26 protein-coding genes are annotated in these 23,993 nt (G+C 65.6%); 14 read left to right on the top strand and 12 right to left on the bottom strand.

Features of this window, described 5'->3' with window-relative positions; genetic code table 11:
• Positions 1-5 precede the first annotated feature (5 nt).
• The 3 genes from IPJ87_12275 to IPJ87_12265 form a co-directional block, all read right to left on the bottom strand.
• Positions 6-3,329 (bottom strand): VCBS repeat-containing protein, encoded by a 3,324-nt coding sequence (locus IPJ87_12275; GenBank protein MBK7942628.1) that lies wholly within the window; start codon positions 3,327-3,329, stop codon positions 6-8.
• Positions 3,330-3,495: 166 nt separating this feature from the next.
• A complete protein-coding gene (locus IPJ87_12270; GenBank protein ID MBK7942627.1) occupies positions 3,496-4,734 on the bottom strand; it encodes a DNA/RNA non-specific endonuclease in 1,239 nt (412 codons plus the stop codon).
• A gap of 25 nt (positions 4,735-4,759) precedes the next feature.
• A complete protein-coding gene (locus IPJ87_12265; protein MBK7942626.1) occupies positions 4,760-5,830 on the bottom strand; it encodes a glycosyltransferase in 1,071 nt (356 codons plus the stop codon).
• An 85-nt stretch (positions 5,831-5,915) separates the two neighbouring features.
• On the opposite strand from IPJ87_12265, the gene trmB reads away from it, so the two are divergent.
• From trmB to IPJ87_12225, 8 genes are all read left to right on the top strand, one after another.
• Entirely contained in the window at positions 5,916-6,596 is a 681-nt protein-coding gene (gene trmB, locus IPJ87_12260; GenBank protein ID MBK7942625.1) for a tRNA (guanosine(46)-N7)-methyltransferase TrmB, read from the top strand.
• Positions 6,597-6,632: 36 nt separating this feature from the next.
• Positions 6,633-8,051 carry a hypothetical protein gene (locus IPJ87_12255; protein MBK7942624.1) on the top strand — a complete coding sequence of 473 codons (1,419 nt, stop codon included), beginning with the start codon at positions 6,633-6,635 and terminating at the stop codon, positions 8,049-8,051.
• 46 nt (positions 8,052-8,097) lie between these two features.
• Positions 8,098-8,532, top strand: coding sequence for an MGMT family protein (locus IPJ87_12250; protein MBK7942623.1), 435 nt, complete (start codon positions 8,098-8,100; stop codon positions 8,530-8,532).
• 54 nt (positions 8,533-8,586) lie between these two features.
• On the top strand, positions 8,587-9,018 hold the full coding sequence (locus tag IPJ87_12245) for a hypothetical protein (protein MBK7942622.1): 432 nt from the start codon (positions 8,587-8,589) through the stop codon (positions 9,016-9,018).
• Between the two features lie 51 nt (positions 9,019-9,069).
• Complete coding sequence (locus IPJ87_12240) at positions 9,070-10,134, top strand: Mrp/NBP35 family ATP-binding protein (protein MBK7942621.1); 1,065 nt, start codon at positions 9,070-9,072, stop codon at positions 10,132-10,134.
• A 3-nt stretch (positions 10,135-10,137) separates the two neighbouring features.
• Positions 10,138-10,401 (top strand): NifU family protein, encoded by a 264-nt coding sequence (locus IPJ87_12235; GenBank protein ID MBK7942620.1) that lies wholly within the window; start codon positions 10,138-10,140, stop codon positions 10,399-10,401.
• Positions 10,402-10,496: 95 nt separating this feature from the next.
• Positions 10,497-12,359, top strand: coding sequence for a 2-oxoacid:acceptor oxidoreductase subunit alpha (locus IPJ87_12230; GenBank protein MBK7942619.1), 1,863 nt, complete (start codon positions 10,497-10,499; stop codon positions 12,357-12,359).
• On the top strand, positions 12,356-13,387 hold the full coding sequence (locus tag IPJ87_12225; GenBank protein ID MBK7942618.1) for a 2-oxoacid:ferredoxin oxidoreductase subunit beta: 1,032 nt from the start codon (positions 12,356-12,358) through the stop codon (positions 13,385-13,387). Before IPJ87_12230 ends, IPJ87_12225 begins: the two co-directional genes overlap by 4 nt.
• A gap of 43 nt (positions 13,388-13,430) precedes the next feature.
• Here the strand turns inward: IPJ87_12225 and IPJ87_12220 are convergent, their stop codons facing one another.
• The 4 genes from IPJ87_12220 to IPJ87_12205 form a co-directional block, all read right to left on the bottom strand.
• Positions 13,431-13,730 carry a type II toxin-antitoxin system RelE/ParE family toxin gene (locus tag IPJ87_12220; GenBank protein MBK7942617.1) on the bottom strand — a complete coding sequence of 100 codons (300 nt, stop codon included), beginning with the start codon at positions 13,728-13,730 and terminating at the stop codon, positions 13,431-13,433.
• On the bottom strand, positions 13,708-13,944 hold the full coding sequence (locus IPJ87_12215) for a hypothetical protein (GenBank protein ID MBK7942616.1): 237 nt from the start codon (positions 13,942-13,944) through the stop codon (positions 13,708-13,710). The genes IPJ87_12220 and IPJ87_12215 overlap by 23 nt, the downstream gene beginning before the upstream one ends.
• 63 nt (positions 13,945-14,007) lie before the next feature.
• Complete coding sequence (locus IPJ87_12210; protein MBK7942615.1) at positions 14,008-16,107, bottom strand: hypothetical protein; 2,100 nt, start codon at positions 16,105-16,107, stop codon at positions 14,008-14,010.
• A gap of 3 nt (positions 16,108-16,110) precedes the next feature.
• Complete coding sequence (locus tag IPJ87_12205) at positions 16,111-16,677, bottom strand: sigma-70 family RNA polymerase sigma factor (GenBank protein ID MBK7942614.1); 567 nt, start codon at positions 16,675-16,677, stop codon at positions 16,111-16,113.
• Positions 16,678-16,822: 145 nt separating this feature from the next.
• Between IPJ87_12205 and IPJ87_12200 the strand changes: the two genes are divergently transcribed.
• Genes IPJ87_12200 through IPJ87_12190 form a run of 3 tightly spaced genes read left to right on the top strand, consistent with a single transcriptional unit; the run spans position 16,823 to position 18,186 of the window.
• A complete protein-coding gene (locus tag IPJ87_12200; protein ID MBK7942613.1) occupies positions 16,823-17,092 on the top strand; it encodes a hypothetical protein in 270 nt (89 codons plus the stop codon).
• 9 nt (positions 17,093-17,101) lie between these two features.
• Positions 17,102-17,377: a hypothetical protein gene (locus tag IPJ87_12195; GenBank protein ID MBK7942612.1), complete on the top strand. Its 276-nt coding sequence runs from the start codon at positions 17,102-17,104 to the stop codon at positions 17,375-17,377.
• Between the two features lie 53 nt (positions 17,378-17,430).
• Positions 17,431-18,186, top strand: a complete 756-nt coding sequence (locus tag IPJ87_12190; GenBank protein ID MBK7942611.1) for a serine/threonine-protein phosphatase — start codon at positions 17,431-17,433, stop codon at positions 18,184-18,186.
• Between the two features lie 72 nt (positions 18,187-18,258).
• Here IPJ87_12190 and IPJ87_12185 read toward each other — a convergent pair whose 3' ends face one another.
• The 4 genes from IPJ87_12185 to IPJ87_12170 form a co-directional block, all read right to left on the bottom strand.
• Positions 18,259-19,158 (bottom strand): hypothetical protein, encoded by a 900-nt coding sequence (locus IPJ87_12185; GenBank protein MBK7942610.1) that lies wholly within the window; start codon positions 19,156-19,158, stop codon positions 18,259-18,261.
• Positions 19,159-19,201: 43 nt separating this feature from the next.
• On the bottom strand, positions 19,202-20,290 hold the full coding sequence (locus IPJ87_12180; protein ID MBK7942609.1) for a DUF4421 family protein: 1,089 nt from the start codon (positions 20,288-20,290) through the stop codon (positions 19,202-19,204).
• A gap of 12 nt (positions 20,291-20,302) precedes the next feature.
• Positions 20,303-21,100, bottom strand: a complete 798-nt coding sequence (nadE, locus tag IPJ87_12175) for an NAD(+) synthase (GenBank protein MBK7942608.1) — start codon at positions 21,098-21,100, stop codon at positions 20,303-20,305.
• A gap of 64 nt (positions 21,101-21,164) precedes the next feature.
• Positions 21,165-21,911 (bottom strand): PorT family protein, encoded by a 747-nt coding sequence (locus IPJ87_12170; protein ID MBK7942607.1) that lies wholly within the window; start codon positions 21,909-21,911, stop codon positions 21,165-21,167.
• A gap of 62 nt (positions 21,912-21,973) precedes the next feature.
• Here IPJ87_12170 and IPJ87_12165 point away from each other — a divergent pair, with 62 nt between their 5' ends.
• The 3 genes from IPJ87_12165 to gldC are packed head-to-tail and all read left to right on the top strand — an operon-like array spanning position 21,974 to position 23,297.
• Positions 21,974-22,489, top strand: a complete 516-nt coding sequence (locus tag IPJ87_12165; protein MBK7942606.1) for a hypothetical protein — start codon at positions 21,974-21,976, stop codon at positions 22,487-22,489.
• The gene (locus IPJ87_12160; protein MBK7942605.1) at positions 22,447-22,956 is read left to right on the top strand and encodes a hypothetical protein; all 510 of its coding nucleotides are present in this window, start codon (positions 22,447-22,449) and stop codon (positions 22,954-22,956) included. The genes IPJ87_12165 and IPJ87_12160 overlap by 43 nt, the downstream gene beginning before the upstream one ends.
• A gap of 8 nt (positions 22,957-22,964) precedes the next feature.
• The gene (gldC, locus tag IPJ87_12155; protein MBK7942604.1) at positions 22,965-23,297 is read left to right on the top strand and encodes a gliding motility protein GldC; all 333 of its coding nucleotides are present in this window, start codon (positions 22,965-22,967) and stop codon (positions 23,295-23,297) included.
• Positions 23,298-23,354: 57 nt separating this feature from the next.
• On the opposite strand, the gene IPJ87_12150 is transcribed toward gldC, so the two are convergent.
• Complete coding sequence (locus IPJ87_12150) at positions 23,355-23,984, bottom strand: YihA family ribosome biogenesis GTP-binding protein (protein ID MBK7942603.1); 630 nt, start codon at positions 23,982-23,984, stop codon at positions 23,355-23,357.
• Between the last annotated feature and the right edge of the window lie 9 nt (positions 23,985-23,993).

Raw genomic sequence — 23,993 nt, 5'->3', positions numbered from 1 at the left:
GGAGGTCACCGGCGCGCGGCCAATGCCGATCGGGCGTGGCCCGGTGTGAAGACCTCCACAGCATCGTTGTTGTTGGAGACCACCACCCAGGGCGCGCCGCCTGCTCCCTGCTCCAGCACCACGAGGTCCTTGGCGTTGCGCCATGCGAACAGCCCGCTTTCCCGGACCGATAGCGGGCGGAACCCGCCCTGGCCATCGCCCAGGAGCACGATGCCGGTGCCGGCGTCGTAGCGGACGGTCTCCACCTCGGCGCCCCAGTGGTTGCCGGCCGCGATGATGTCCGCGTGTCCGTCCGCGTTGAGGTCACGCACCGCGATGCCGTTGAGCGGCCCTGTCTGCGCGTGCATCGGCAGCGGCTCCGCTCGGTATCGGCCACCGCCCTCGTTCCACACCACGCACGAACGCATCTGCTCGGCGACAAGGTGCTGGGCCGAGCCGATCTTCTCCGGCGTGTAGATGCGCTCCAGGTCGGCGTTGGCGAAGTCCTTGAAGGTCGGGAACCGATCGATGATCATGCGGCACTGCTGGCTGCTGCATTCCCGTCCGCGCACGGGCACCTTGCCGTGGGTCCCCTCCTTGGCCAGCACGATGTCCAGGCTGCCGTTGTCGTCCATGTCATTGGCGCAAAGGTGCAGCGGATGACCGTCGGTGGCGTGGAACTTGGTGTTCCAGCCGATGTTGCCGCACACGAGATCCAGGTCGCCATCGCGGTCCGGATCGGCCGCCACGATGCGGTTCCACCAGCCCGCCGTGTGCCGAAGGCCTTCCACCGTGTGGGCGACGAGCCGGCCACCATCGTTCCTGTGCATCGCGATGGGCTGCCATTCGCCTGCGGTGATCAGGTCCGCGTCACCGTCGCCGTCGATGTCCATCCAGAGGGCATCGGTGAGCATGCCCGCCTCCGCCAGGTGGGATGCGCGCTCAGCGGTCGCATCGCCGAACCGGCCCGTGCCGTCGTTCAGGAGCAGGTAGCTTCTCGGATCCCTCGGATAGGCTCCGGGGATCACGCGCCCGCCGATGAACAGGTCGAGGTCGCCATCGCCGTCCACGTCGCCTGCGGCGGCCCGCTGCGCGCTGGTCATCAACACGGGCAGTGCGCCGGGCGCATGACCGAACCGCCCCATGCCCCGGTTCGTGTACATCCGCGGTTGGAAGTGGATCTCCGACCGGTCGGACTCGTAGCCGCCACTGAGCACGAGCAGGTCCTGGTCCCCGTCGCCATCCGCGTCCATGAACAGGGCTCCCTGGTCCTCGCGGTCCTTGTGGTCGATCCAGGGCCCCTCGACCTGCCTGTAGCGATCGGCCCCATCGGACATGAACAAGGCACCGGCCTGATCGCGCGCGCCGCCGATGTAGAGGTCCTCGCGGCCATCACCATTGAGGTCCGCCTTGGCCATGAGGGGGCCGTCCTCGGAACGCTTGTGGGGCAACAGGACCTGCACCGCGAAGTCGTCGTACGGGTTCTCGCGATGCGTGAAGCTCAATCCATGGCCGGTACCAGCAGGCTGAAGGAGGGCCGCGGGGGCGGGGTGCCCCGGTGCGCGGTCGGACGCGTCATCGTGCCGGATCGTGAGGACCTGATCGGCAGTGACGTCGGTGAGGCGGGTGTATCGGCCGTCGGGCCAGAACACCTCCACCTGGTCCGCTTTCCCGGATCCGCCGAGGCCGAAATGGAGGATGGGTTCCACGCTGCTCTGAAAGCCGCGTACGGGTGCCAGTTCGGCCAGCTGCGTCACTCCGTTCGCCTCCACCAGGGCGCGCGCGCCCAGAACGGTCCGGCCCGGGGCGCCCTCCAACTGCAGGCGCAGATAGTGCCCGCGGCCTTGTTCGACGGCCTGGTTGATGTGGATGCCTGCCGGTGCATCCATGTTGTTGGTCACCAGGTCGAGGTCGCCGTCGTTGTCCAGGTCGCCGTATGCCGCTCCGTTCGAGTTCAAGGCCTCCTTGAAGCCCCATTCGACCGACACGTTCCGGAAGCCCAGGTCGCCATTGTTCCGGTACAGGTAGTTGCGGACCTGGGTGCTGGGCACGAGCGCCAGCACTTCCATGGGGCGCATGGCCTGTCCGGAGGCTCTGATCGCCTTGGCCTTGGCACTGTAATCGTTGTCACGCATATCGCGCTTGTAGCCGTTGGTCACCAGCAGGTCCTTCCAACCGTCATTGTCCAGGTCGGCCAGCAGCGGCGCCCAGCTCCAGTCTGTCTTGCTGATCCCGGCCAACTGCCCCACCTCGCTGAAACTGCCGTTGCCGTTGTTGCGCTGCAGGGTGTTGAACATGTACTGATGGTGGTAGCCGGCGGCCACCACCCCCCAGAACTGGGCGGGTGACATGGCGCCCATGTTGCGTTTGCTCCGGGCGTGTTCCTCGCTCACCATGTCCAGCACCACGATGTCCGGCAGACCATCATTGTCATAGTCGGCGATGTCGCAGCCCATGCCGAAATTGCTGATGTGCCGTGTGCGCGCCAGGACCTCGTTGACGTAGGTGCCGTCCGATCGCCCCATGTACAGGAAGTCCGGCGCCACGTAGTCGTTGGACACGTAGAGGTCCTGGATCCCGTCCTGGTCGAGGTCGCTGCAGGCCACCCCCAGGCTATACGCCATGTTCCAAAGCCCCGACGTGGCGGTGATGTCCGTGAACCGGTTCCCATCATTGCGGTAGAGCCGGCTGGTGGGCGAACGATGCTCCTGGATGGAACGCTCCACTTCCGCGTTGTTCGCCTTCGAGTTGCCTTGGAGCGGTGAGTTGATCACGAACAGGTCCAGGTCGCCGTCGCGGTCGTGATCGAAGAAGAGGCCCTGGGTGGATCGGGTGGTGTCCGCGATGCCCCATTCATGGCCCACTTCCTTGAACCGGCCCTGGCCATCGTTCAGGTAGAGCAGGTTGGTGCGCGCCTGCGGATCGGAGGTCCAGCCGGCACGGCACACGTGGATGTCGAGGTGGCCATCCCCGTTCACGTCGGCCATGGCCACGCCGGTGTGCCACCCATGCGTGCTCTCCTTGGGCAGGGCCGCGTCGGTGACGTCCTCGAACCGGAGCCCCCCGCGGTTCAGGTAGAGCCGGTCCGCGACCAGATTCCCCGTGAGGTAGATGTCCGGGAGGCCATCCCCATTGACATCCCCGATCGCCACACCTCCTCCGTTGTACATGTATTCGTACACGAAGTAGTTGCGCGTATCGTTCTCCTCCACCCGGTTGGTGAACCGGACACCGCTGTTCTCCGCGGGAAGGGTGATGAAGAGAGGCGCCGGGGTCGCTTCCGAAGGCGCAGTGACCGGTTCAGGCGTCGGGTCCCCACCACAGCCGATCGCCAGGGCGATCGACAGCATCCCAAGGAGTTCTCCGCGTTGATGCATGTCCGGTACCGTCGCCGAGGCCGGGCAACAACCGGAAACCTGCCGTTCAGCACAGTACCATCACCCTCATCGGGTCTCCGGTCGGTGGACCGGGATCATCGTGCGCCAGACCAAAATAGAAGATCCCTCCGGACCGGGGTCACCGCACCGCCTCCTCCCAGAGCAGGATCGCGTTCTCGTTGTTCACGCTGATCCGCGGGATGTCGTCGTACAAGGTCACCTTGCCGGTGACGCAGACGCGCTTGCGCAGCAGGGCCTCCTCCGGATCGTAGTGGAAGTTGGGGCCGTTGCTGTCCCAGATGGTGCAGTAGAAGTCCTGCGCGGGGTGAAGGCGGTCGAAGTTGAGGTACACCGCGTTCGCCTTCTGCGTGCGCCGCGTGCTGACCACGGTGCCGCACACGGTGGCCACACGACCGATCTGGTGGCGCGCCTGCACGGTGTTGAACATGCCCTTGGGCAGCGGTGCCGGCAGCGGCTCCACTTCGCCGATGAAGGGATCGCCGGGGTGGTACCAGGCCTGCGGGTCGCGCTGCGCTTCCAGACGGGCCTCCAGCGTATCGTCCAGCGCGGGGAAGAGGTCGAGGCCGGTGAGGCGCTCCACACTGTCCACAGGCACGGCGTAGCTGATGGTCGGGTATTCGTTGACCCCGTTGCGCATGGCGAAGCCGATCATCTTCCGCTCCGGCCCGTCCAGGTCGGCCAACACCTTGAAGAAAAGCTCGGGGATGCTCACCTCGTTCTTGTGCCCGGGGTTGTCCATCGCCGGCAGGCCCTCGTTCAGCACCGGACCGGTGATCACGAAGACCCGCTCGCCGCCGAAGCGCACCGTGCGCCGCACCCAGTCCTCCAGGTCGCTCCAACTGTCGCGGTTGAACTCGGGCCGCTGCGGGCTGATGTTGCTATACAGGTAGGTCGCCGTCAGCGCCTCCTTGTTCCAGCGCATGTCCGCGCTGGGCACCAAGTGTCCGCGGTCGAATCCGCTGAACCAGTAGTCCTCCACCGTGCTTGTGCCGGTTCGCACCTTGGTGTCCATCAGGAAGGTGTCGATGCGGGCCAGGTTGCCCGTGATCACGTCCGGCGTGGCGATGTGCGCGGTCCACTTGGGTTGCTCATGGCGCTCGCTGTACACCAACACATGGCCGGGATGCTCCACCAGCTCGTCACCGGGTTCCAAGGCCGGGAGGGCCAGGGCGAGCAGGTCACGGCGGATGATGGCCAGCTTCAGCGAATCGATCGGAGCCGCCAGCGCTTCGCGCGCCGCGCGCAGTTCCTGATCCCGCGCCTGCAGGTCGCGCAGCCGCTGTTCCGGTCCGTCCTGTGCCCACAGGGCAGGACCGATCAGCACGAAAAGGGCCAGCGGAAGGGCGCGTGGGTTCATTCCGACGAAAGTAAACGGATGCGCGTCACCGCAGCATCCCCGCCAGCTCGTCGAGGGCCGCACACAGCAGTGCGTTCCCGGTGGATGCCTTTGCGGATGAGGGTGGCCTCGCGAGCGCGGCCGCCAGATCGATGGCGCGCTGCTGCTGCACGAGGAACCTGCCGGTGCGTGCGTGAAGGCGACCGAGGTACTCCTGTTCGTGCTGGCCGGGCGTTGGGATGATCAGGGCGCTGCGCCCGAGCGCCGCCAGGTCCATCAAGGTGGTGTAGCCGCTGCGGGAAACGATGAGCGATGCGCCCAGCAGGGCCTCGCGCAGCGCTTCGCCGGTGAGATGGCCGGCCACATCCACCCGACCGACGCGGCGTGTGCCCGGCCGCTGCGGAAGTCCCTGCACCAGCAGATGCTCCCCCGGCAAGGTGGCAAGCTGCTCCAGCAGGATGGCCTCCAACAGGGTGCGCTGCGGCTCGGGTCCGCTGATGACGGCCACCACGCGATGGTCGGACCGAGGGGTGCCGGCACCTTCCGCCATGCGGCTCACCGGGCCGATGTAACGCACGTTCGGCGGCAGGCGCGTTCCGTGCGACAGCTCGCCCGCCAGTCCCGGCACCGCGGGCTCGTCCATCACCCAACAGCGATCGAAGCGCGACACATGCTGCAGGTTGAGGCGCCGTAGCGCGCTCTGCGCGAACGGGGTGAAGGGGAAGAGCTGATGGGTGATGAGCACCGAGGGCAGTTGCGCACTGCGTACCCCGAACCGCTGGTCGCTGATCACCGCGTCCAGCCGCAGGTCCGCCGCGATGCGGTCGAAGGCCGCGCGTTCCGCCGCCACGCTCCGCACCATCGCCGGCAACTGGCGCGCCATGCTCCAGAACTGGCTCCCTCCGGCGGCGTACCGCACGGTGATACCGGGCAGCCGTACATGCTCCAGCTCGGGGAACTCGGCACGGAGCAGCGCAAGTGGTCCCGCATCCGCGGCCAGCACGGGATGCGCCCCACGCGCGCGCAGCGCACGCACCACGGGCACGCAGCGCGCCGCATGGCCCAGCCCCCAGTCCAGGGGGGCCACCAGCACGCGGGCATCGCGCAGACCGGACATGCCCGCGAAGGTGCGCAGCCGATCGTGAAGCCTGCGTTACGTCCACCGGTCGTGCACCTGGCGCACCGCCTACTTTCGCGCCGCCATGGGCAAGAACAAGCAGTTCCGCTTCGCCGAGAACGCCACCTTCGAACAGGTGGTGCAGCCGGCGTTCGCGGACCTGGTGGAGGGCCGCTTCCCGTTGAAGGGACGCTGGAACGCCGACTTCTTTCACCGCGAGGCGCCCCTTGTGCTGGAACTGGGCTGTGGAAAAGGGGAGTACACCCTGGGCCTGGCCGCCCTGGACCCGCAGCACAACCACCTGGGCGTCGACATCAAGGGCGCGCGGATCTGGCGGGGGGCGCGCACCGCACGGGAACGGGGCATCGCCCATGTGGGATTCCTCCGCACGCACATCGATCATCTCCTGCATTGCTTCGCTCCGGGGGAGGTGGACGCCATCTGGCTCACCTTCAGCGATCCGCAGATCGGCAAGCCGCGTAAACGGCTGACCAGTCCCATCTTCCTGGAGCGCTACCGGCAGGTGCTGAGGCCGGGCGGGCTGGTACACCTCAAGACCGACAGCCCGCTGCTGTACGAGTACACCCTGGAACAGGTGGAAGCGCACAAGCTGCCCCTGCTGGAGCACAGCGCCGATGTCTACGCCGACCTCGTCGGCCGCGTCAGCCCTGCGGAACAGGCCGTGCTGAACATCCGCACCTTCTACGAGTCGATGTGGCTCACCGAGGGACGGAAGATCCACTACGTGCGGTTCGCCATCGGGTGAACTTGGACTTCCGCGGATCGCGTTAGCTTCGGGGGCATGCGCCGGGTGATCCTGATCGGTCTCGCTATGGGCTGCGCGAGGTCGCTCCATGCCCAGGTGATCGATACGGTCCTGCTCAGCGAGCAGGCCTTTGTCCACCATCCCTTCGTGTACTCCACCTTTTCCGCCCTGGTCGACCGGATGGACCGCCCCTACCTGTACACTGCGGGTGTGGAGCACGGGCTCAGGACCTACGACATCAGCGATCCGACCTCCCCTGTCGAGATCGGTGTGCTTTGGCCACCGGACCTCGGGGGCTTGAAGCCCACCAACCTGCATCAGGACGGCGATCGGCTGTATGTCAGTCTCGGCGGCTTCCATGGGCTCACCCAGAGCGCCGGCCTCGCCGTGCTCGACATCACCGATCCGGTGAATGCGGTGGTCCTGGACCAATGGGACAGCGCCGCCTTCTCCACCGGAAGCGCCATTGTGCGGGTGCGCAACGGCCTCGCCTATCTCGGTGCGATGGACAAAGGTCTGGTGGTGCTCGACGTCTCCGACCCGGCGCAGATCGCGTTCGTGTCGGTCTTCGCGCCCGATCCCACCTGGCCCGGCGTGGTCAACTATCCGCCCAATGCCCGGGGCATCGACTTCAAAGGCGATACCCTGCTCCTGGGCTACGACGCCGGCGCCCTGCGCGCGATCGACGTCAGCGACCCCGCCCAGCCCACCGAGGTGGGCCGCTACTTCAATCCGCTGCATCCGCCCAACACGGCCAACGCCTATAACCATGTGCGGGTGGTCGGTGACGTGTGCTATGTAGCCACGGATTTCTGCGGTTTCGAGGTGGTGGACATCGCGGACGTGGCGCACATGGAGCAGATGGCCTGGGAGAACCCCTGGAACTGCAACGGCGGCTCGTGGTTCGGGAGCGATGGCCACACCAACGAGCTGATCACCGCGGCCGATGACAGCCTGCTTTTCCTCAGTGGTGCGGACAGCGAGGTGTTGGTCTATGACATCACCGCACCGGTCACACCCCGGCTCGTCGGTGGATTCATCCATCCGAACGACAGCGCGGTGGCCTGGGGCGTGGATGTGCACGACAGCCTGGTGGTGCTCGGCTACATCGATAACTCCCTGGTGCTTTGGCCGCCGCAGCCCTACTACGCCGACGAAGGCGGCTTTCAGGTGTTCACCTGGCAGGTGGATCGGAGCACCGCCGTGGTCGATGCGTTCGGCGGTGATGCGAAGATCCGTGCTTGGCCCAACCCGACCACCGGACCACTGCACATCGCGCTGGACGGCCCGACGCAGGTGGTGGTCCGCGATCCCATCGGTCGGGAGCGTTGGCAGGGGCGGCTGCAAGGGCCGGTCGCCCGGATCGACCTGGCCTCGCTGGAGCCGGGATCGTACGTGGTGGAGGTCGCGGCGAGTGGAGTGCCGCGCCTGGTGCGGGTTGTCATCCAGCCCTGACGATCGCCCGACCGAGGCGGATCACGCATGCAACCCCGTTGAACGGATGCGCACACAGAGGGAGCGGAAGAAACAACTTCGCGACAGCGCGGTGCAGCAGCCCGCCATCGCGCGGCCGCAACGCATCCCCCTGCGCGAAACTCCGGCGGACAAGCGCGACTTCTTCGCCGACGTCATGGACGTGGTGCGCCAGGTCCCCAAGGGCCGTGTGACCAGCTACGGGGCCATCGCGCGCTACCTCGGCGCGGCGCGCTCCGCCCGCATCGTCGGCTATTGCATGAACAACAGCCACGTGGTGAAGCCGCCCGTGCCCGCCCACCGGGTGGTGAACAGCAGCGGCCTGCTCACCGGCAAGCACCACTTCGCCACGCCCACGCGCATGGAGGACCTGTTGAAGAAGGAAGGCGTGAAGGTGAAGGACGACCAGGTGGTGGACTTCCGGAAGAGGTTCTGGGATCCGGCGGTGGAGCTGGGGCTCTAGAGGCCGACCGCTGTTCGCGGATCGTGTACTTTCAGCGGGCCAACCCTTCCGGCCATGGTGATCCAGGTGGAGCACGACGACGACGACACCCGCATCGAGGTGCTGCCCGACCAGCGTCTGGTGCGGCTGACGTGGAAGCGCCCGGTGTCCGGGGCCACGTATCGGGGATCGTTGCTGCGCCTGCTGAACGCGGTGACGCAGCGCAAACTGCGGCACTGGTTGAGCGACGGTCGGCGGATGGGCCCCATTCTCATCGCGGACCAGGCGTGGACCCTGGAGGAGTTCGTGCCCCAGCTGGTGAAGGCCGGGGTGGAGCGCATCGCCATCGTGAGCAGCGAGGATGTCCTCAACCAGATCGCGGTGGACCGCATGGTGAGCGCGACCGCCGCCGTGGTGCCGTACAGCATCGCCTTCTTCCAGGACCCCTCGATCGCGCAGCTGTGGCTGATGGACAAGTCCGGTGCACGGGCCGCGGTGCCTGGCTGACCCAGCCGAACACGGGCGGCGCCTGCACGTTAGTTTCGCGTCCCCATGGCCATGCCCATCACCGACGAAGCCATCCAAGCCGCCCTGTCGCGCGTCATCGAACCCGACCTCAAGAAGGACATCCTGGCGCTGGACCTTGTGCGAGAGGTGGTCGTCGACGAGAACACGCTGCATGTCACCGTGGAGGTGAGCAACCCCGCCCTCCACAGCCGCAAGCGCATGGAGGAGGCGGTCACCTTCCAGCTCAAAAAGGAGCTGGGCAGCGACGTGCAGGTGCGGGTGACAGTGAACCCGCTCAGCGGCGAACGTGCCAACATCCGCAAGGTGCTTCCGGGCGTGAAGCACATCGTGGCCGTGGCCAGCGGCAAGGGCGGGGTCGGCAAGAGCACCATCACGGCCAACCTGGCCGCCGGACTGGCCGCGCGTGGGCTGAAGGTGGGCCTGGTGGATGCGGACATCCACGGGCCCAGCATGCCCCTCATGTTCGATGTGCTGAAGGAGCGACCGCGCACCGCCGAACGCGACGGCAAACCGGTGATCGTGCCCGTTGAGTCCCACGGGGTGAAGCTCCTCAGCATCGGCTTCTTCGCCGAACCGGACCAGGCCATCGTGTGGCGCGGCCCCATGGCCAGCAAGGCCCTGGAACAGCTCTTCAAGGACGGTGATTGGGGCGAGCTCGATATGATGCTGGTGGACCTGCCCCCCGGCACCGGCGACATCCACCTCAGCCTGGTGCAGGCCGTGCCCCTCACCGGCGCCATCATCGTCAGCACCCCGCAGCCCGTGGCCCTGGCCGATGCCCGCAAGGGCGTGGGCATGTTCCGCCTGCCCAGCGTGAACGTGCCCGTGCTCGGCATCGTGGAGAACATGGCCTGGTTCACCCCGGCCGAACTGCCCAACAACCGCTACCACATCTTCGGAAAGGGCGGCGCCCGGGCCCTGGCGGAGGAGCTCGGCGTGCCCTTCCTCGGGGAGGTCCCACTGGTGCAGAGCATCCGCGAGGCCGGTGACGTGGGCCGGCCGGCCGTGCTGCAGGAAGGCACCCCCAGCGCGGCCGCCTTCACCGACCTTTGCTCCGTCCTGCTGGAGCGCCTCCGGCAGCCGGTCACCGCCTGATCCATGCCCCGTCGCGAACACAGCCAGCTCGAACAGCGCGTTCAGGAGGCCCTGCGCGACCTGCGCCCCTTTCTGGAGGCCGACGGCGGCGACATCACTCTGGAGGAGATCACACCGGAGGGGATCGTCCGCGTGCGCCTGCACGGGGCCTGCCGCGGCTGCGCCATGAGCCCGATGACCATGAAGGCCGGAGTGGAGGAGGCCATCAAACGCGTCGCCCCCTCCATCAAGGCCGTCGAGGCCGTGAACATGGGCGAGGTGGTCTGAGCCCGGAACATCCGGCCGCCCCACGTGTTGCTTCGCCGGTGACCGCCATCACGGAGCGCCATACCCCGCCCCGTACCTTTGCCGCGCATTTGCCCATGGAAAGCCCCTCCCGGACGAAGACCGTCGAGTCGCGCCGCAACGTGGTGATCCTCTTCGCCGGCGACAGCGGCGACGGGATCCAGCTCACCGGCGCGCAGTTCACCGACACCAACGCGCTGTTCGGCAACGACGTCAGCACCTTCCCCAACTTCCCCGCCGAGATCCGCGCGCCGCAGGGCACCCTCGCCGGCGTGAGCGGCTTCCAGCTCCACTTCGGCAGCGTGGAGGTGTTCACCCCCGGCGACCGCTGCGATGTGCTGGTGGTGATGAACGCCGCCGCGCTCAAGGCCAACCTGCACAAGCTGAAGGAGGGGGGCACCCTCATCGCCAACACCGACGGCTTCGACAAGAAGAACATGCGCCTCGCCGGCTACATCGACGAGGCTGATCCGCTCACCGACGGCACCCTGGCCGCCTACACGCTGCACAGCGTGGACGTGACCAAGATGACGCGCAACGCGCTCGAGGGCACCCCCCTCGGCATGAAGGAGAAGGACCGCTGCAAGAACATGTTCGTGCTGGGCTTCATCAACTGGATGTTCAGCCGCGACCTCGCCAACAGCGAGCGCTTCCTGCAGCACAAGTTCGGGAAGAAGGCCGAGCTGCTCGACGCCAACCTGCGCGCGCTGAAGGCCGGTTACCACTACGGCGACACCAGCGAGACCTTCACCACGCGCTTCGAGGTGAAGCCTGCGCCGATGCCCAGGGGCACCTACCGCAGCATCACCGGCAACCAGGGCACGGCCCTCGGCCTGCTCGCCGGCGCGCAAAAGGCGAAGCTCGACCTGTTCTACGGCAGCTACCCCATCACGCCCGCCAGCGACATCCTGCACGAGCTGAGCCGCCACAAGAACTTCGGCGTGCTCACCTTCCAGGCCGAGGACGAGATCGCGGCCATCGCCTCGGCCATCGGCGCCAGCTACGGCGGCGCGCTCGGCGTCACCGCCAGCAGCGGCCCGGGAATCGCGCTGAAGACCGAGGCCATGGGCCTGGCCTTCATGCTGGAGCTTCCGCTGGTGATCGTGAACGTGCAGCGCGGAGGCCCCAGCACCGGTCTGCCCACCAAGACCGAACAGGCCGACCTGTGGCAGGCCGTGCACGGCCGCAACGGCGAGGCGCCGATCCCCGTGATCGCCGCCAGCACGCCCATCGACTGCTTCGAGATGGCCTTCGAGGCCGTGCAGATCGCCGTGGAGCACATGACGCCCGTGATCCTGCTCACCGACGGCTACATCGCAAACGGCTCAGAACCCTGGCGGTTCCCTGCGTCCAAGGATCTCCCGGCGATCACGCCCAACTTCATCAAGGGACCCAACGACGGCGAGGCGTTCCTGCCCTACCTGCGTGACGAGCGCGGCGTGCGGCCTTGGGCGCTGCCCGGCCAGCCGGGGCTGCAGCACCGCATCGGCGGCATCGAGAAGCAGGACAGGACCGGCAACATCAGCTATGATCCGGCCAACCACGAGAAGATGGTGCGGCTGCGCGCGGAGAAGGTGGCCCGCATCGCCGACCGCTTCAAGCCCATCCGCCTCGACAGCGGTCCGCCGGAGGGCGAGCTGCTGATCGTGGGCTGGGGCAGCACCTACGGCGCCATCCGCACCGCCGCGCTGGGCCTACAGGCCGAGGGGCACAGCGTGGCCCACGTGCACCTGCGCCACCTCTTCCCCTTCAACAAGGGCCTCGGTCCGCTGCTGAAGAAGTACACCCGCGTGCTGGTGCCCGAAATGAACAGCGGACAACTGCGCCAGCTGCTGCGCGCCGAGTTCCTGGTGGACGCGCAGGGGCTCAACAAGATCCAGGGCATGCCTTTCACCAGCGAGGAGATCCACGCCACCGCGCTCAACCTGCTGAAGTCATGAGCACCACGAACGGAACGACCAGCGCACCGGTGAAGGTCGACTTCTCCAGCGATCAGGAAGTGCGTTGGTGCCCCGGTTGCGGCGATTACAGCATCCTGAAGCAGGTGCAGACCCTGCTGGAGCAGAGCGGCAGGAAGAAGGAGGAGGTCGTCTTCATCAGTGGCATCGGCTGCAGTTCGCGCTTCCCGTACTATCTGGACACCTACGGGCTGCACGGGGTCCACGGCCGCGCGCCCGCGATCGTGAGCGGCCTGCGCAGCGTGCGCCCCGACCTCAGCGTGTGGATGATCACCGGCGATGGCGATGCGCTCAGCATCGGCGGCAACCACATCATCCACCTGCTGCGCCGCAACGTGGACGTGAACGTGCTGCTCTTCAACAACGAGATCTACGGCCTCACCAAAGGACAGTACTCACCCACCTCGCCCGAGGGCGCGGTGACGCGCAGCACCCCCATGGGCAGCACGGACCATCCGTTCAACCCGCTCGCGCTGGTGAAGGGCGCCGATGGCACCTTCATCGCCCGCAGCATGGACCGCGACCCGAAGCACATGCGCGAGGTACTGGCCCGCGCCGATGCGCACCGCGGCACCAGCCTGGTGGAGGTCTACCAGAACTGCAACGTGTTCAACGACGGCGCCTTCGAGACCTTCACCGAAAAGGCCACCAAGCCCATCCACAGCCTCTTCGTGGAGCACGGCAAGCCGTTGCTGTTCGCCAACGGCACCAAGGGCATCTGCCTGAAGGACATGCGGCCGCGCGTGGTCGACATCGGTCCGGCGTTCTCCGCGGACGACTGCTGGGTGCACGACGAGCGCGACGCGTTCAAGGCCTCGTTGCTCGTGCGCCTCTTCGACGACCCGCGGATGGAAGGCGGCTTCCCGCGTCCGTTCGGCGTGTTCTATGTGAACGAGCGCGCCACGCACGAGGCGAAGATGACCGCGCAGGTGAAGGCGGCGAAGGAGCGCAAGGGCGAGGGCGACCTTGACGCGTTGCTCAAGGGCGAGCACACCTGGACGATCGGGTGAAGGTCGAACAGGCATGCGGCCTGTTCACTTCATCGATCAGCCCTCAGAACCAGGCGCTATTGTCCGCCCGGTTATCGAGCAAGGTGATGATCAAGATCCGATCCGCATCCACACGGTAGACCGCCCTGACGTTGCGGTGTATCGGACCCATGCGCAACTCCGGATGCAGGGAAGAACAGGGAAACCCGTTCGGGTAGCGGATGATCAGTTCCTCGAACTCGATGACAAGTGTGATGAAACGGTCAGCGATGCGCTGGTTCCATTGCCCCCTCACATATGCGTGGATGCGCTCCAACTGATCGAGCGCTTCGGGGGTCCACTCAACCTTTTGCGGAGCGGCCATAACGCTTCCAGACCTCTTCGGATGTGACCGTCCTGCCTGCGGCCGCATCGGCCAGCCCACGATCGATCGAGGCTTTCTGTTCGGGTGAAAGTGATGTGTACCAGTCTTTCACTTCGCTGGCCTTCTTCCAGTTGAGCAAGGAAGCGAGCACACCGGGATCGTTCAGCCTGGTCAGCCACTCGATCAGTTCGAGCTTCATCGCATCGGTGCTCATGGAGGGAGGTTCAGTGTTCCAAAGATATGGGTGTGAGGCAGGAAGGAGGTGCTCGATCCTGCTTCATGGTTCTGCGTACCCTTCCTCCCCCAAACACGGGAACACGACCGCCATCAACGCGCTCCTGAACCCCTCCCGCTTCGCCCGCGCCTGCTGCCGCTTCGCCACCAGCTCCAGCCATCCCAAGTGGCGGGCCTGTTCCACCAGGTCGCTCACCAAAGAGGCCGTCTTTTGCGGGGTGTGTACCATTCGCCGCATGGTCTCCTCGTCGGTGGGTTGCATAGTGATCGTGATCGATCCCGGAGCCGCGATGCTCTGTTGTGAATCAGCGTACAATTGACCGTTCTTTCGGCCCATGCAGACGAGGTCGTATTCGAAGAGCGCGTTCAGCTTTTCGGTGAAGACGTCGTTGGTTTCCATCACCCGCTGGTAACTGTTCAGTGCTTTCGGGGTCAGGTACACGCGCAGTTCGCTGAAGCTATCCTTCTCGGCGATCTCGATGGTGATGGGTGTGTAGGTGAGTGTGGCGGTCTTACCGGTGTTGGTGTCGGTGAAGGACATGGAATTACGGTCTGCTGTTGACTGGAATACTGCCCGGTCAACATTCCACCAGCCGGGATTCGTCACGTTGGCGACATAGGCGGTGATGGGTGGCTCCCGCGTTGGGCCATTCTTCTCGATTCCCAGTTGTCGTAGAGCATCCTTCAGATTGGCATCGAACTCCTGACGGAATCGATCTTGCTCCTGTTGGGCGTCTTTCATCTGCCGGCCCAACTGCTGCTTGTAGGCTTGTTGGTCGACCTCAGCTTCCTTGCGGTAGAACACCTCCTGGGTCTTGCGGGCCGCCTCAGCATAGCGTTGGCTCCATTCGGTGTATACGTTCCTTAACCGCTCCGCCGCATGGTCTGGTAGTTGAACCCGCCCATCGTTCCGCAAGGCGAAGGAGACAAAGGCACCATGACCCATGCGCACGGCCATCGAATCCAGTTGGCTCAGGTTCTTGTCCAGGTTGTTGGCGTAGAGGTCCAACACTTGGTTGTCGCAGGTGCTGTGGATATCGCGCATGCGCTCCTCGAACCCCCGCGTGGCAAGGTTGGTTCCGTTGAAGCGCTCGTTCCATATGGCTTGGACCTTGGCGGGGTCGATGCCAACGTCACGATAGGTAGTCGAGTCACTGGAAGCATAGGCTGAGTAGATCGTGTCGGACATGACCTTGTCGATGGTCAGGACGTTGTTCGCTTTAGGCCCCATGAGCCATTTGCGCTCCAATGTTCCTCCGAAAGCGAAGTACAAACTATCCGTGTACCCCTTGTCCGTCGCATCCTTGCCCAGCTCCGCCACCTTCGCCAAGTACCCCGGCGGGTAGAAGTCCAGCGTGCTGATGTCCACCGGCACCAAGGTGCGTGCTAGGGGTTGCGGGTTGCGCCAATCCACAATGCCATCCTCGGTCATCACGCCTTCGTAGAGCATCATGCGTGGGTCGGCTTGCTCGCTCGGTACCATCACCGTCAACGGTTTCGTGGCATCAATGCCCGCGCGCTTGCCATCCACCTGCGCATCGACGTAGAACATGCCGCCGGTCTCCAATAGCGTGTCGCCGCTCATGGTGCTGAGGCCCGCCTTCATGATGTCCACGCCATCGATCGCTTCCAACAGCGTGACACGCACGGGCTTGGTGATCGCCTTGCCGGCCTCATCGATGAAGGCACCTTTCGGGATGTCCACGACAAGGCCGTTCGGTGTGATCATCGTGGTGTCCGCCTTCGGGTCGATGGTCATTACCAACGCAGGTAGACCGGTTCCTGTGGTGTCGCTCAGCGTGCGCAGTTGTTCGACCTGCGCCGATGGATCATGGCTGGCTTCCATTGAATGCCCGCTTTCCTTCGCCAGCATCCATCCGCCTAGAGCAAGGATGGCGATCACCCCTGCACCACCGATGCCCGGCGCCCACTTGCCGAGCTTGTAGCTCCGGTAGGCCTTGTTCACGGCAGGCCGCATGGCGAGGCGCTCCATGCCGCCAAGCAGCGCACGTTGGTCCTCCACCAGGTCGCGCAGTTCGGCATTCGTTCGCATGCGCTCCTCGAAGGCGGCATGGTCGGTGGCATTCAGTTCGCCGTGCAGGTACCGGTCGACGAGTTCGATCAGGGTCGGTTCGTCGCGCATCGTTCAATGGTGTTGGATGGTTGCGACGGATCCCTGTGCGAGCAATGAGCGGTAGCGCTTGCGGGCCTCTTCCAAGCACTTGTACTTCCGCGTTTTGGCCGCGCCCTCGCCCGCAAGCCCGATGGACTTGGCGATGGTGAGCAGCGGTTCCTTCAGCAGGTAAAAGCGCTTGAGGAGTTCCAGACACTTATCACCCAAGGCTTGCAACGCGCGCTCGGCCAGACCGAAGTGGCGCTCATCAGCGAGCAAGGCACCCAGGTCGTTCAGCTCGTCGGGCAAGGCATCCAGTTCCTGCGTAAAGCGGCCCTGCCTGCGCAACTCCTCCTGCCACTTGTTGCGGCAGATGGCATATAGGTAGGTGCCGATGGAGCAAGTGAGCGTGAATGCCTCGTCCTTGGCCTTTCCGAGCAGGATGATCAGCGCGTCCTGGAACAGGTCCTTGGCATCGGCGCTGGTGCCGCCGTGGTTCCGCACCATGCGTTCCACCTTGGGCAGATGCGCATAGAGCTTCACAAGGGCCTTGTGCTGTTGCCCTGTTCGCAGTTGGCCGATGATCTCCTGGTCGCTCATTGGGATCCGTCATTCCCCTTGATGCAGGAAGGACAGGAAGGTGACCCAAGGTACCGACCATCGATATGGGGCAAGGTTGGGCTACTAGCTAGTGCATCCTACCCTGCTCCCCGAACCTCTCCTTCGCCCGCATGTGGACGGGGCGATGCCCGCACGCGCGCTCGCGGTCCGGTCGCCCTTCGGGGCGATCGCCGGTCTGTTCCGAACCCCGGAGCGGGTTCCGGTCCCGGCCTGGCGCGCCGAGCTCGACCGCACGGCCTGGCGCCATCGCGTGCTCGGCAGCTGGGTGGCCGCCCTGCTCAACCCGCTCTTCGCGTTCAACGACCATGCGGTGATGCCCGAGCGTTGGACGGAGTTCCTCGCGCTCCGGCTGCTGGTGAGCGCCACCATTGTGCTGCTGCTCCTCGGGCGCTGAAGGCTGCTGATGAGCCCCGCCTCCTTCGTGTTCGTGCCGTTCCCGCTCATCAGCCTGGAGAACGCCTGGATGTGGAGCTTCATGGGCCCCGACCTGTTCCGACTGCACGCGCTGGCGTACGCGGTGCTCTTCGTCGGGGCCTCGATGATCATCTTATGGCCGCTGGCCTGGGGCCTCGCCGTGCTCGGCCTCACCGCCGCGGCCATTGTGTTCTTCCTCAGGGCGCACAGCGCATTGGCACCGGCCGAGGTGATGGCCCTTGGGGCACCCTGCTCGCTGCGGTGATGGTGATCTCCACTGTGATGGCCCACAACCGGCATCGCCTCACATAACGGGAGGTGCGCCTCCGCGAGGACCGGCGGGCCCGCACCGCCGAGGCCCAGGAGCAACGCGCCGTGATCGAGGCCGCGTATCGCGACCTCACCGACAGCATCCGCTACAGCCAGCACATCCAGCAGGCCGTAGTGCCGGACACCATCCTCCTCGACCGGTACACCGCCGGCCACTTCCTGCTGCACCGCCCCAAGGACTTCGTGAGCGGCGACCTGCCATGGTGCGCTCCTGTGGAAGGACGCACCGTGTGGGCCGTTGCGGACCATACCGGGCATGGCGTGCCAGGCGCGCTGATGAGCATCCTGGGCTGTACTCTGCTGCACGGCGTGGTGGTGGAACAGCGCGTGGATCGACCGGCCGAGATCCTCGACCGCCTGCGCGAAGCGGTGATCCGCGCCCTGCAGCGACCGGGACGCCAGGGCCCGCAGGACGGGATGGACATCGGCATCTGTGCACTGGATCACCGCACCGGAACGCTGCGCTTCGCGGGCGCCATGCATCCGATCTACCGGGTCCGCGGCCGCGAGCTCACGGATGTCGCCGGCGACCGTATGCCGGTGGGCCTGATGCCGGAAGCGGGCTGTCCGTTCACGGAACACACACTCGATGTGCGCCCAGGCGACATGCTCTACCTCTGCTCGGACGGCCTGCAGGACCAGCTCGGCGGTCCGGCGGACCGGAAGTTCGGTCGCAAACGGCTCAAGGAGCTCCTGGCCGACATCGCCGCCATGCCGATGCAGGACCAGTTGCACAGGGTGTAGGGCGCACTGGCGCTCTGGCAACAGGACCGGCCCAGCGTGGACGATGTGCTCGTGCTGGGTGTGCGGCTCTGATCAGCGGATCGCTTCCAGCTTGCGCTTCAGCGCTTCGAGCTCGCTCACGGCCTGCTCCTTGGTCACCTGGTGGCCCTGCTGCTCCTTCTGGGCGTCGGGGATCTCGTCCTGCCGCTTGTTCGCCGTCTTCTGGGCATCGGCCTCCTTCTTCAGTTGCTTCGCAAGGTCCTGTTGGACCTTCACCAGTTGCCCTTGCACCTTGGTGAGCTTCTCCAGGTCCTTCGGCGCCTGGCTGCTGTTGTAGCGTTCTTGGAGCCGCTGCTGATCCTTCTGCAGCTGGGCCTGTTTGTCCGCCAGCTTGCTCTTTTCCTTTTTCGCCTTCTCCAGGTCGCTGGCCGCGCTGCTGGCCTTTTTCTGGGCCTTGGCCTGATCGTTCTGGGCGCTCTCCAGCTTGCTGCCGGCCTTGTCCACGACCCTCTGCTGCTCGTCGATCTGCTGTTGCACGATCGCCCGATTGAGCTGGATGGCCAGGGCATGGGCCGCATCGCGCCCGCCTTCGAGCGCGCTACTGTCGTTGGCGGCATACACCACGCGCATCCGCGCAGCACCCGCCTTCTTGTCCTTGACGGCGGAAGCGATGAGCAGGATCGGGGCCTCTCCCAGACCGCTGACGGTCACCAGGCCGCTCACGGGGTCGGACCCGCTGAACTTCGCGTTCTGGCCGGCGTAGGCCGCCTTCAACGCGTTCAAGGCCGCGCCAGGGTCCGCTTCGTGGACCATGAACGCATGCGCCCGCAGCTTGTGGGTCTTGTTCAGCAAGGTGTCCTGCTCCACCACGATGGTGTTCGTCCAGTTGAGCAGGAGACCGCTGGCCGATCGGTCCTGTGCGTGCAGCAGGCCGGGGACGGCGGACAACAAGGCAGGGAACGCGAGAGCGAGGAAGGGGGCGCGGTGCTTCATGCCGCGAAACTACCTCCAGGGTGGCGTGTCGGCATGATCGGGCTCATAAAAGCCCCAGCCGGGACATCACCTTGTCCACGATGCCCAGCCGCACGGGAACGCGATAGGCGACGAAGAGGCGCAGGTTGCCCACGTTCCACGCGTAGGTCGCGTCGCGGTCGGGGTTCGTGCTGGAGGTCTCGTTGGAGAGGGACACGCCGACACAGGTACGCGCGCTGTTGTAGCCGAGGGCGATGCGCTGCTGGCTGCGCAGGCCGGCCGACCAGATGACGTCGCGCCGGTCGGTGTCCGCCTCCGGGTACCAGCCCTCGCTGCGCACCAGGCCGAGACCGCCGGCAATGGACAACGAGATGAACACATGCCGCCGGATGACGAAGCTGTGCGCATAACCGATCAGGCCGCCGAGCTCCGCCTGCTCCAGCCGACGGAACCTGAGCACCGGCGCGAACAAGCTGTCGAGTTCCGATGGGATCTCCGGCCGCTCGGACCGCATCGCCTGGAACACCCCGTAGCCTCCCACGAGCATGGATCCCGCGCTCCGTCGCTGCCATGCATCCTGGTTGAAGGCGGCCCGGTAGCTGAACCGCCGGTTGCCGAGGATGTGCAGCACGCTCAGCCCGAGGTTCTCCTGCACCAGGTCCGGACGCAGCCGGTCCTCGCGCAGGATGCGCGCATACAGCGTGTCGCCCTCCGCGGAGCCCGGATAGTTCAACACGTCGATGTAGTAGCCTTTGTACGATTGGGCGAACAGGTTGACCGCGAAACGCCGACCGAACAGATTACCCTGCGCATCGAGGTAGCGGGTCTCACCCAGATCCGCGTCGTCGTTGTTGAGAAAGCCGAACCCGAAGCCCAGGTTGCCGGTGAGGCCGCGGTAGCTGGCGCCCAGGCCGAGGTTGATGGTGGTGTTGGGCCGGTAGCTCACCCGGCTCTCGCGAGCGGCATCGCGCAGTTCGATGGAGTTGAACTTGGTGCTCATGTACACCCGCAGGGTCAGCAGGTGGGTGAGATCGAGCACGTAGCTGCTGTCGAAGCCTCCGTTGGTGGGCGTTGCCCAGCGTTCGACCTGGCCGAACAGGGGCGTTCCGGCCGACAGCGCCGCGAAAAGGAACACCGGACGAAGTCGACGCACGGGCCTGGACCTTCAGGACTTGAGCGACGATGGCACGACGCAGACGGGGATGGGCTCCATCTTGTGGCGATTGGCGGCGTTGCGTTGGTCGTAGATGGCCAGTACACTGCGCTGACGGCCCGTGAGCTCCAGGGTCGCCGGGTCCGTTCCACGCTCGCGCAACGCCATGGCCCACTCCAGCTCCGGATAGCTCGCGCCGATCTGGTCCTCGTCGCTGCGGTCATCGCCCCACAGCCCGTCGGTGGGCTTCGCCTGCAGGATGCTGTCGATGACGCCCAGTGCCTTCGTCACGGCGAACACCTCCGTCTTGGTGAGGTCGGCGATGGGGGAGAGGTCCACGCCGCCATCGCCGTACTTGGTGAAGAAGCCCACGCCGAAGTCCTCCACCTTGTTACCGGTGCCCGCCACCAGATGGCGCAGCAGCCCGGCGAAGTAGTAGAGCGTGGTCATGCGCAACCGCGCCCGCGCGTTCGCCTGCGCCAGTTCCATCACGGCCTGGTCGTGGAACACCGGAAGCGTGGCGATCAGTTGGTCGAACACCGGGGTGAGCGTCACCACCTCCATCCGCGCGTTGGGGTGGCGCGCACCCAGCCAGCTGATATGGTCCTGCGCGCGTTGCACCTGCGCACGGGACTGGTGGATCGGCATCTCCACACACAGCGTCGGCAGGCCCGTGCGGGCGCACAGGGTGCTGGTGAGCGCGCTGTCCACCCCGCCGCTGACGCCCACCACGAAGCCCCGCTGACCGGTGCGCGTGCATTGTTCCTTCAACCAGTCGGTGATGTGGTCGGCGATGGCGATGCTGTCCATGGGGGATGAAATGGAAAGGCCCCGCGAAGGTGCGCAGGGCCTTTCGAACCAGGGATGCCTGCGGTCAGAAGTACACGCCCAGCAGCAGCTCCCCATAGTGGAGCTTGCCATGCGCCTCCACCTGGTCGCCCACCTCTGCATCCTTCCGGTCGAAGAGGACGGCCTTGTCGAAGGTGTCGGTGAACCCGTTGTTGTAATTGATGCCGAAGACCAGCGCGGTGTTGCCGGCGAACTTGTACTCCGCACCGACGCCCACCACCAACGACGCTCTGAAAGGCACCGTCTCCTTCAGGATGTTGGCCTTCTCCTCGCGGTCGAACCTGGCGTCCGCTCCGATGCCGGTGCTCACCGCATTGTAGCTGTATTCGTCACTCTTGGCCGATACACAGAAGGCGGATCCGAAGCCCAATTGACCGAAGTAGGTCATGTAACCCATCTCGTTGGTCTTCAACTTGATCATGATCGGCAGCTCCACATACTGATAGCGCCTGGCGAATTCAAAGGCGGGGACGGTGCGCTCCAAGCCGCCGATCGCCGTCTTGTACGACTTGCTGGTCTGGTTCGCGCCCAGGAGGTTCATATAGAGGCCGGTGCTCAGCGCGTAGTTGTCGCTGCCCAGACGGAAGTCGGTCATCAGGCCGAAGGAGAAGCCGAGGTTCACCCCATCGCCTTCCAGTTCTTTGGTGGTGGACTTGATCCAGCCCAGGTTGGGTGCGGCCTTGATGCCGAGCTTGAAGCCCTTGGACTCCTGGGCCGTGGACGGAAGGGCCAGCAAGGCCGCGATCGCAAGGGGAAGGAACGCCTTCTTCATAGGTTTGCGCGATGTTCGTTGGCGCCAAAGGTAATCGGGCCGTCCGCACCCTCTCCGGCGCGTTGCTCCTTCTGTTCACCGCCTGCGGCGATACTTCGGAGCCCTTGGTGGTGGAGTCCTCTCCGGTGGTGGTGGTGCCTTATCGCCTCGACCAACTGATGTTCCACGCTCCGCCGGATTCGCTCGCGGGCGCGAACCTCCGCGCTTACGCCGACCTGGGGGAGTTCCATCGGATCTACGTGGAGCAGGTGCTCCGGGCCGCACCCGTGAACGATCCGCGGCTCAGCATGGCCCTGATGCACTTCACGCGTGATCCGGACTGGGCCGCGGCGCAGGCCGCCGCCGACAGTCTCTTCGGGGATATGGCCCCGGAACGTGCGGCCTTCGGGTCGGCCTTCGGAAGGCTGAAGACCCTCTTCCCCGACAGCCTGGTGCCGCGCGTGGTCATCTTCAACGCCGGGTACAACTACGGCATCTTTCCCACGGACAGCGTGCTGGGCGTGGGCATCGAGTGGTTCATCGGTGCCGACCACCCGTGGTGGGCCTGCTGGCCCCGGAGGCCTTCCCGAACTATGTGAAGCGCCGCATGGTGCCGGACATGCTCGTGCCTGCGGCGATGAAGGGATGGCTGATGGTGCACTACCTGCGCGATGCCTCCGGGGAGGACCTGCTCACCCAGATGGTGGAGGTGGGCAAGGTGATGGTGCTGTTGGAGGCGCTGCTGCCGGATGTCGGGCCCGACCTGAAGCTGGCCTTCACGTCCGAGCAGTTGGCCTGGTGCGAGGCCAACGAGTTCAACATTTGGCGCACCCTGGTCAGCGAGGGGCATCTGTTCAGCAAGGACCCCGAGCGCATCGCCGCCTATCTGAACGATGGCCCTTTCACCAGCGGCCTGCCCCGCGAAAGCCCGGGCCACATCGGCGAGTGGATCGGCCAGCGCATGGTGCAGGCCTATCTGAAGGAGCACCCGGGTACCCGCCTGCCCGACCTGTTCAACGGGCTCGACGCCCGCACCATCCTTAAGGCCTACAAGCCCCGCGACTGAAGACCACCATGAGGACATCGGAGATCCGGATCGACGTGCAACTGGACGAGAACCATGTGCCCGAACGCATCCACTGGGAGGCCGAGGACGGCGGCGCGCGCAGTGAGGCGCGCGCCATGTTGCTCGCGCTGTGGGACGAACGCGAGCAGAACACCCTGCGCATCGACCTATGGACGAAGACCATGAGCGTGGAGGACATGAAGCGGTTCTTCCACCAGAACATCCTCACCATGGCCGACACCTTCGAGCGGGCCACTGGGGAGGGACGCATGGCCGCACAGATGCGTGATTTCGGGGCCTATTTCGCCGAGCACATGCTGGGCGTGAAGCCGGAGAAGTGAGGGGCTTGCGCGGTCGGGGATCGCGCGATGAGCGGCGCGAGCCACGCCGCCCGTGGCTCACCGTCCCACCGCCCACTGCGCATTGATGCCGTCGATGTACTCCAGAACGACCTCGCGTCCCTGACGTGTTTCACTGGAGGTGATGAACATCAGCGGCAGGTTCTGCCAGGTCTTCTTCAGCGTGCGGCGGAACAGAGCGACATGGCTCTGCACCTTCGGCTGGGCCAGCTTGTCGCTCTTGGTGAACGCGATGACGAAGGGGATGCCGTTCTCACCCAGCCACTGGATCATGTCCAGGTCGCTGTTCTGGGGTTCGAGCCGTGCGTCGACCAGCACGAACACGCACTGCAGGTTCTCCCGCGTGAGCAGGTAGCGGTCGATCATGCGCTTCCATTCCTCCCGTTCGGTGCGGCTCGTGCGGGCGAAGCCGTAGCCCGGGAGGTCGGCCAGCAACCACGGCTGCGCCACGTCGCCCCGGGCAGGCTCCACCCGGAAGTGCTCCACGTTCCTGGTCTTGCCCGGGGTGGCGCTCACCCGCGCCAGCTTGTTGATGCCCACGAGCATGTTCACCAGTGAGCTCTTGCCCACGTTGCTGCGGCCGATGAAGGCGTACTCCGGCAGGGTGGGCGCGGGCCAGTGCCGGGCCTCCCGGCCGCTGCCCAGGTGCGTGGCGTTCAGTGTGCGCATGGCGCCATG

The organism is Flavobacteriales bacterium (genome assembly GCA_016713875.1).
In the GTDB taxonomy this organism is placed as follows: domain Bacteria; phylum Bacteroidota; class Bacteroidia; order Flavobacteriales_F; family PHOS-HE28; genus PHOS-HE28.
The sequence above is the reverse complement of the archived record's forward strand: the minus strand, read 5'-3'. Positions and strand labels throughout refer to the sequence as shown.

Excerpts from the sequence above, each read along its gene's own strand:
- IPJ87_12275 (MBK7942628.1), bottom strand. The coding sequence starts at position 3,329 with ATGCTGTCGATCGCCCTGGCGATCGGCTGTGGTGGGGACCCGACGCCT.
- IPJ87_12270 (MBK7942627.1), bottom strand. The coding sequence starts at position 4,734 with ATGAACCCACGCGCCCTTCCGCTGGCCCTTTTCGTGCTGATCGGTCCT.
- IPJ87_12265 (MBK7942626.1), bottom strand. The coding sequence starts at position 5,830 with ATGTCCGGTCTGCGCGATGCCCGCGTGCTGGTGGCCCCCCTGGACTGG.
- trmB (MBK7942625.1), top strand. The coding sequence starts at position 5,916 with ATGGGCAAGAACAAGCAGTTCCGCTTCGCCGAGAACGCCACCTTCGAA.
- IPJ87_12255 (MBK7942624.1), top strand. The coding sequence starts at position 6,633 with ATGCGCCGGGTGATCCTGATCGGTCTCGCTATGGGCTGCGCGAGGTCG.
- IPJ87_12250 (MBK7942623.1), top strand. The coding sequence starts at position 8,098 with ATGCGCACACAGAGGGAGCGGAAGAAACAACTTCGCGACAGCGCGGTG.
- IPJ87_12245 (MBK7942622.1), top strand. The coding sequence starts at position 8,587 with ATGGTGATCCAGGTGGAGCACGACGACGACGACACCCGCATCGAGGTG.
- IPJ87_12240 (MBK7942621.1), top strand. The coding sequence starts at position 9,070 with ATGCCCATCACCGACGAAGCCATCCAAGCCGCCCTGTCGCGCGTCATC.
- IPJ87_12235 (MBK7942620.1), top strand. The coding sequence starts at position 10,138 with ATGCCCCGTCGCGAACACAGCCAGCTCGAACAGCGCGTTCAGGAGGCC.
- IPJ87_12230 (MBK7942619.1), top strand. The coding sequence starts at position 10,497 with ATGGAAAGCCCCTCCCGGACGAAGACCGTCGAGTCGCGCCGCAACGTG.
- IPJ87_12225 (MBK7942618.1), top strand. The coding sequence starts at position 12,356 with ATGAGCACCACGAACGGAACGACCAGCGCACCGGTGAAGGTCGACTTC.
- IPJ87_12220 (MBK7942617.1), bottom strand. The coding sequence starts at position 13,730 with ATGGCCGCTCCGCAAAAGGTTGAGTGGACCCCCGAAGCGCTCGATCAG.
- IPJ87_12215 (MBK7942616.1), bottom strand. The coding sequence starts at position 13,944 with ATGAGCACCGATGCGATGAAGCTCGAACTGATCGAGTGGCTGACCAGG.
- IPJ87_12210 (MBK7942615.1), bottom strand. The coding sequence starts at position 16,107 with ATGCGCGACGAACCGACCCTGATCGAACTCGTCGACCGGTACCTGCAC.
- IPJ87_12205 (MBK7942614.1), bottom strand. The coding sequence starts at position 16,677 with ATGAGCGACCAGGAGATCATCGGCCAACTGCGAACAGGGCAACAGCAC.
- IPJ87_12200 (MBK7942613.1), top strand. The coding sequence starts at position 16,823 with ATGCCCGCACGCGCGCTCGCGGTCCGGTCGCCCTTCGGGGCGATCGCC.
- IPJ87_12195 (MBK7942612.1), top strand. The coding sequence starts at position 17,102 with ATGAGCCCCGCCTCCTTCGTGTTCGTGCCGTTCCCGCTCATCAGCCTG.
- IPJ87_12185 (MBK7942610.1), bottom strand. The coding sequence starts at position 19,158 with ATGAAGCACCGCGCCCCCTTCCTCGCTCTCGCGTTCCCTGCCTTGTTG.
- nadE (MBK7942608.1), bottom strand. The coding sequence starts at position 21,100 with ATGGACAGCATCGCCATCGCCGACCACATCACCGACTGGTTGAAGGAA.
- IPJ87_12170 (MBK7942607.1), bottom strand. The coding sequence starts at position 21,911 with ATGAAGAAGGCGTTCCTTCCCCTTGCGATCGCGGCCTTGCTGGCCCTT.
- gldC (MBK7942604.1), top strand. The coding sequence starts at position 22,965 with ATGAGGACATCGGAGATCCGGATCGACGTGCAACTGGACGAGAACCAT.
- IPJ87_12150 (MBK7942603.1), bottom strand. The coding sequence starts at position 23,984 with ATGCGCACACTGAACGCCACGCACCTGGGCAGCGGCCGGGAGGCCCGG.